This window comes from Bradyrhizobium valentinum (genome assembly GCF_001440405.1).
In the GTDB taxonomy this organism is placed as follows: Bacteria; Pseudomonadota; Alphaproteobacteria; order Rhizobiales; family Xanthobacteraceae; genus Bradyrhizobium; species Bradyrhizobium valentinum.
Map to the genome: position 1 here is coordinate 1 of NZ_LLXX01000216.1, position 6,732 is coordinate 6,732.

The following is a 6,732-nucleotide window of genomic DNA, read 5'->3' on the forward strand; positions in this document are numbered from 1 at the left end:
AAATCAAACGGCCGAGTCATTCCGTCGCAGTCAAGATCTGTGCATCTACTAGCGCGCACGCGGGGACCCATAACCACAGGGTCCTGTTACTGAAGGGTGATATCTCCCATCTCGCCTTACAGATAGATCACGCGGTATGGGTCCCGGCGTTCGCCGGGACGACGGTGGACGGAGCGGAGGCCTACCCGCTATTCCTCAACCCCGCCGAAATGCCATTGATCGTGAGCTGAATCCCGCGCAGCACCTGCTCGTCCGGGTTCTGCGCGCGGTGCTCCTTCAACAGTTCCACCTGCACGTGGTTGAGCGGGTCGAGATAGGGGAAGCGGTTGCGGATCGAGCGTTCCAGCAACGGGTTTCCCTGCAACAGCCGCTCATGCCCCATGATGTCGAGCAGCGACTCGATCGAGGAATGCCATTCGCGCCGGATGCGCCCAAAGATGCTCTCGCGCAAGGCCACATCAGGCACCAGCTCGGCGTAGCGCGAGGCGATCGCGATCGAGCTCTTCGCCAGCACCATGTCCATGTTCGACAGCAGCATGCGGAAGAACGGCCATTCGCGGTAGAGCTCCTGCAGGAAGGGCATGCCCTGCTCCGGATGCTCCGCAATCCAGGTCTCGACCGCCGAACCAAAACCATACCAGCCCGGCAGCATCAGCCGGCATTGCGCCCAGCTGAACACCCAGGGAATGGCGCGGAGGTCCTCGATCTCGCGGGTCTTCTTGCGCGACGCCGGGCGGCTGCCGATGTTCAGCGTCGAAATTTCGGTGATGACGGTGGAGCCCCAGAAATAATCGGCAAAGCCTTCGGTCTCGTAGACCAGCCCGCGATAGGCCTTGAAGGCCAGCGCGGACAATTGCTCCATCGCAGTCAGATATTCCTTGCGCGGCGCGCTTTGCCGCGGATGCAACAGGCTCGCCTCCAGCGTGGCGGCAGCGAGGATTTCCAGGTTGCTGCGGCCAACCTCGGGGTTGGAGTATTTGCTGGAGATGATTTCGCCCTGCTCGGTGATGCGGATCTGGCCGTTCACGGCGCCGCCGGGCTGCGCGATGATGGCGTCATAGCTCGGCCCGCCGCCGCGGCCGACCGATCCGCCGCGGCCGTGGAACAGCCGCAGCCGGACGCTGTGGCGCTCGAACACGTCGACCAGCTCGATCTCGGCTTTGTAGAGCTCCCAGCCCGAGGTGACGAATCCGCCATCCTTGTTGCTGTCGGAATAGCCGAGCATCACTTCCTGGACGGCGCCGCGGCTGTCGACCAGTTTGCGGTAATCGTGCAGCGCCAGCATCCGGTCCATGATGCGGGATGACGCCTGCAAATCCCCGATGGTCTCGAACAAGGGCACGATGTTGATCGCGCTACGGCCGGAGGGATTGACGAGGCCCACCTCCTTCAGCAACAGCGCCACCTCCAGCATGTCGGACATGCCCTTGCACATGGAGATGATGCATTGGGGGATTACATCGGCACCGAATTTGGCGTGCGCCTCGGCGGCGGCGTGAAATACCGCGAGTTCACCCAGCGTTTCCTCGCTGTACTTGACGAACGGCGATGCCAGCGGCCGGGCATTGCGCAACTCGTTCGCCAGCAGCGCAACGCGCGCTTCCTCGCCGAGCGCGAGATAGGACATTCCGGGCGTCGCGGCATCGAGCAGTTCGGCTACGGTGCGTTCATGCACGGCCGAATTCTGTCGCATGTCGAGCCGGGCGAGATGGAAGCCGAAGCAGTCCACGGCCCGGCGGAGCAACCGCAGGCGCCCGCGCGCGATCACGCCGGAATTGTTCGCAATCAGGGAACGATCGAGCACGTCGAGATCGGCCTTGAACTCCTTCACGCTCGCATAAGGAGCAGCCTCGCCGACTGGTCGGCGGGTGGTCTCGACCTCCAGCCGCACCGCCGTCGCCGTCAGCCGGGCATAGATGCCCGACACCGCCAGGCGATAGGGTTCACCGCTCCGATGCGGCGAGGTGTCGGGCGAGCGCCCGGCCAGCGCGCGCAACTCGTCGGAAATGTCGGCGAGGTGCGCCGCCAGCGACAGTTCCGAGCCAAGGACGTGCAGCTCCTCGAGATAAAAACTCATGACCCGGCTCGACTGCAGGCGCAGCGTGCCTCGCATGACGTCGGCCGTGACAAACGGATTGCCGTCGCGATCGCCGCCGATCCAGCTTCCCATGGTCAGGAAGGACGCCAGCTCGCCCGGTGCACCGCCCTCCTCCTGGTTCAGCCGGTCCTCCAGCGCGCAATGCAGCCGCGGCACCTCGTGCAGGAAGGTGTAGTCGTAGAATGAGAGTCCGTTGGCGACCTCGTCGAGCACGGTCAGCTTGGTCCGGCGCAACAGATTGGTCTGCCACAGCGTCAGCACGGCGCGGCGCAATTGCTCGTCGCAGGCTTCGGCTTCTTCCGGCGTGAGCTGCACCCGCTCGCGGCGGTCGAGCAGCGCCGCGATCTCCATTTCGCGGTCGATCGTGCTCTTGCGGCGGACCTCCGTGGGGTGCGCGGTCAATACCGGGCTGACGAGCGCACCCTTGAAAAAACGCCGCAAATCAGCGGCACTGAAGCCGGCCGTCTTGGCATGCGACAACGTCTGCGTCAGCAGGCTCGGCCGCGGCCCGCCGGGACCTCGACCGCGCATCTGGCGGATGTTGTTCTGGTCCTCGGCGATGTTGGCAAGATGCGAAAAATAGCTGAAGGCGCGGACGATCCGCAGGGTGTCACTGGTCGACATGCTGTCAAGGATGGTCTCGAGTTCCCGTCGCGCCAGCTTGTCCTCGTCGCGATGGAACCTGATCGAGGTCTGCCTGATACGTTCGACCAGGTCGAAGACGTCAGCGCCTTCCTGGTCCCGCACGGTGTCGCCGAGAATCCGCCCGAGCAGGCGGATATCGGTTCGCAGCCGCGCGTCTTCCTCCAACGCCAGCGCTTCGTCGCTGCGGTTGGACCGGACGTCGGTCTGGGACGGCATGGTCTGGGAAGACACGATCTGGGAAGACATGGGCTGGCTACCTCAGAAACGGTCCGGCGATTCCGAGTGTGCAATTTTTTTGCCGCAGCGCAAGATAAAGATGGAGGCGGCCTCTCTTTGTCGTCCCCGCGAACGCGGGGACCCATACTCCGTGTCCTCTCTCGTGACACGCTGGGGAGAGAGACCTTTCGTAGCCCCACGGCCTGTGGCTATGGGTCCCTGCTTTCGCAGGGACGACAGCAAGCTAAATCTTCCGTCCCGCCCGCTCCCAATAGGGATCGCGCAGGCGGCGCTTGAAGATCTTGCCGGAGTCTTCCCGTGGCAGGTTGGACTGGATCTCGATGTGCTTTGGTACCTTGTAGTCGGCCAGCGAGACCTTGAGCTGGCTGCGGATGGAGGCAAGGTCGAGCGTCACCGCCGGCTGCGGCTCCACCACAGCCATCAGCGCCTCGCCAAATTCCGCGTCGGGAATGCCGAACACGGCGCAGTCATGCACGCCTGGAATCGCATGCAGCGCGGCCTCGATCTCGGCCGGATAGATGTTGACGCCGCCTGAAATCACCATGTCGCGCTTGCGGTCACAGATAAAGACATAACCGTCGGCATCGATGTATCCGACGTCGCCCGAGGTGATGAACCCCTCGCGATCGATCTCGGCGCGCTTTTCCGGCTTGTTGTGGTAGGTGAAGTCCGGATTACCCGCGATGCGCGAATAGATTTCGCCGATCTCGCCCTGCGGCAACGGCCTTCCGTCGTCGCCGATGAAGCGCAGTTCCGCGCCGGGAGCAATCTTGCCGACGGTGCCGGGCTTCTTCAGCGCATCCTCGGAAGTGGCAAAGGTGACGGCGCCTGACTCGGTCGAGCCATAGAATTCGTAAATGATCGGCCCCCACCATTCGATCATCGCGCGCTTGACGTCGGCCGGACAAGGCGCAGCGGCATGGATGACGTGGCGCAGGGATGACATGTCGTACTTCTTGCGGACCTCCTCCGGTAGCTTCATCAGGCGGATGAACATGGTCGGCACCATGAAGATGGTGTCGATCTTCTCGGTCTCGATCACGCGCAAAAATTCTTCCGCGTCGAAGCGCGGCATGATCACGAGCGCACCACCGAGGCGGCCGGCACGCAGGCCGAACGAGTTCGGTGCGGAATGGTACAGTGGTCCCGGAAGCAGCGCGCGGGCGCCCGGCTTGAGGCCGTAGATCAGGCTGCGCATGCGTTCGGCATTAGCGCTCTGCTCCGGCGTCGGCGCAAAGCGCCGTACGCCTTTGGGGTGCCCCGTCGTGCCCGAAGTGTAGATCATGTTCTGCGGCTGCGGCACCGCCGGCCCGTCATAGCGCGGGTGCTGCGCGAGCCAGGATTCAAAATCGATCGCGAAGTCGGGCGTCGCGAGATGATCGGGGTTGATCTTGTAGTTGGCGATAATTTCCGGCGGCGTCGGCACGCTGAGTGCGGTGACGCCGTCCGGGATCGCCTCGCGCAACTGATGCAGCATGTCGGCATGCGCGATCAGCACCGATGTGCCGGAATCCTTCAGCACATAATTGATTTCTTCCGGCTTGAAGTGCCAGTTGACAGGCACACCGTAGGCGCCGAGCCGCATCGCCGCATAGGCCGCCTCGATGAAGGCGATGTCGTTACGCATCAGCATCGCAACGCTGTCGCCCTGCTTGACGCCGAGCTTTTGCAGGCCGCTGGCGATGCGGTCGACGCGATCGGCGACCTCGCCGTGGTCGCGCCGGCGCTCGCCGCTGATGATGCCGAGGAAGAGTTGGGAGGCGGACATTGTCTCTTTCCGATCTGAAGTCGGGTTTGAAGCCGGGTAGTCGTTCCGGGGCTCGCGAAGCGAGAACCCGGAACCTCGAGATTCCGGCTTCGATGCTGCGCATCGCCCCGGAATGACGGGTTGAGTTACCCCACGTCCGCAAACCGTGGCGCTCGTTTCTCCATATTCGCGCGCACCGCCTCGGTCTGGTTCGGGCTGCCGAGCAGCTTCTGCTGCTCAATGGATTCAGCCAGCAACGCCGGGGCCGGATCGACGGACAGTTTGTTGAGCATGCGTTTGGCGGCGCGGATCGCATCGGGACTCTTGCCGGCGATTTCGCGTGCAACCTCGAAAGCCGCGGCACGCGGGTCGTCGCAGATCCGGGTCGCGAGGCCGTAGCTCATCGCTTCCTGCGCCGAGAAGATACGGCCGGTGTAGGTGAGTTCGCGCAAGATGTCGTCACGGACGAGGCTTGCGAGGATCGGCGTGCCGGCCATGTCGGGCACCAGGCCCCATTTGATTTCCATGATCGACATCCGCGCATCGGGCGTGAGAAAGCGCATGTCGGCGCCGAGCGCGAGCTGGAAGCCACCGCCGAACGCCACGCCCTGGATCGCGGCAATCACCGGCACCGGAAGCTGGCGCCAGCCCCAGACCGCAGCTTGCGGAAAGTTCGCAACACCATGGGTGCGTGCAGTGAGGTCGCGCTTCTCGCCACCGGCGATCCCGTTACCGCCATTCTCCTTCATCGCCGCAAAGCGTCCCATATCGAGACCGGCGCAGAACGCCCGCCCCTCCCCGGACAATACTACCGCCCGGACGCCTTTTTCATGAGCAAGCCGCTCGGTTGCGGCCACCAGCGCCTCGAACATCGCGGCATCGAGCGCGTTCATCTTGTCGGCCCGCACCAAACGGACATCGGCAATGCCGTCCGAAATCGAGATCGAGACGCGTTGCTCCATGATAAATCCTCCATACTTTCTTTCTTGGCGCTTTACAGAAAGGCTGTTGTCCGGTTTTAGTCAATCGACCAATTAACAGACAATCCCGTGGGTGGAAACGATGTTCAACGATCAGCTTCTCGTCGGGCGGCGCATTCTCGTGACCGGAGGCGGCACCGGCCTCGGCAAGTCCATGGCCGCACGGTTTCTTCAATTGGGAGCCGAGGTCCACATCTGCGGCCGCCGCAAAATCGTATGCGACGAGACCGCGACCGAATTGATGGACCTGCATGGCGGGCGTGTGATCAGCCACGGTGTCGACATCCGCAATGCGATGGCCGTCGACGAAATGATCGAGCAGATCTGGACCGAAGGTCCCCTCACCGATCTCATCAACAACGCCGCCGGCAATTTCATCTCGCGCTCGGAAGAACTCTCGCCGCGCGGCTTCGATGCCGTCGCCAACATCGTGATGCATGGCACCTTCTACGTGACGCACGCGGTAGGACGGCGCTGGATCGCCGCCAAGCAGCGCGGCAATGTGGTGTCGATCACGGTGACCTGGGTGCGCAACGGCTCGCCCTATGTGGTGCCGTCGGCGATGAGCAAATCGGCGATCCACGCCATGACCATGTCGCTTGCGGTCGAATGGGGCAAGCACGGCATCCGCCTCAACACCATTGCGCCGGGCGAAATCCCGACCGAAGGCATGAGCAAGCGCATCAAGCCCGGCGACGAGGCCGGTGCGCGCACGCGGGCGCAGAACCCGATGGGCCGCGTCGGCACCATGGAGGAATTGCAGAACCTCGCCGTGTTCCTGATCTCCGGCGGCTGCGACTGGATCAACGGCGAGACCATCGCCATGGACGGCGCGCAGGCGCTCGCGATGGGCGGCAATTTCTACCAGTTGCGCGACTGGAGCGACGACGACTGGAACAAGGCGCGCGAGTCGATCAAGGCGCAGAACGAGAAGGACCGCGCCGCGCGAGGGTGAGCCACACACTCGATGTCGTCCCTGCGAAAGCAGGGACCCATATGTGGACGGCCCCCGTGGCACAAGAGCT

4 protein-coding genes are annotated in these 6,732 nt (G+C 63.5%); 1 reads left to right on the plus strand and 3 read right to left on the minus strand.

The window, feature by feature from the left end; translation table 11 throughout:
* Positions 1–181: 181 nt before the first annotated feature.
* From ppc to CP49_RS37335, 3 genes are all read right to left on the minus strand, one after another.
* Entirely contained in the window at positions 182–2,974 is a 2,793-nt protein-coding gene (ppc, locus tag CP49_RS37325) for a phosphoenolpyruvate carboxylase (protein WP_057855108.1), read from the minus strand.
* Positions 2,975–3,203: 229 nt separating this feature from the next.
* Positions 3,204–4,748 carry an acyl-CoA synthetase gene (locus tag CP49_RS37330; protein WP_057855105.1) on the minus strand — a complete coding sequence of 515 codons (1,545 nt, stop codon included), beginning with the start codon at positions 4,746–4,748 and terminating at the stop codon, positions 3,204–3,206.
* Positions 4,749–4,873: 125 nt separating this feature from the next.
* Positions 4,874–5,689: a crotonase/enoyl-CoA hydratase family protein gene (locus CP49_RS37335; RefSeq protein ID WP_057855106.1), complete on the minus strand. Its 816-nt coding sequence runs from the start codon at positions 5,687–5,689 to the stop codon at positions 4,874–4,876.
* Between the two features lie 100 nt (positions 5,690–5,789).
* Between CP49_RS37335 and CP49_RS37340 the strand changes: the two genes are divergently transcribed.
* Positions 5,790–6,662 (plus strand): SDR family oxidoreductase, encoded by an 873-nt coding sequence (locus CP49_RS37340; protein ID WP_057855107.1) that lies wholly within the window; start codon positions 5,790–5,792, stop codon positions 6,660–6,662.
* Positions 6,663–6,732 lie beyond the last annotated feature (70 nt).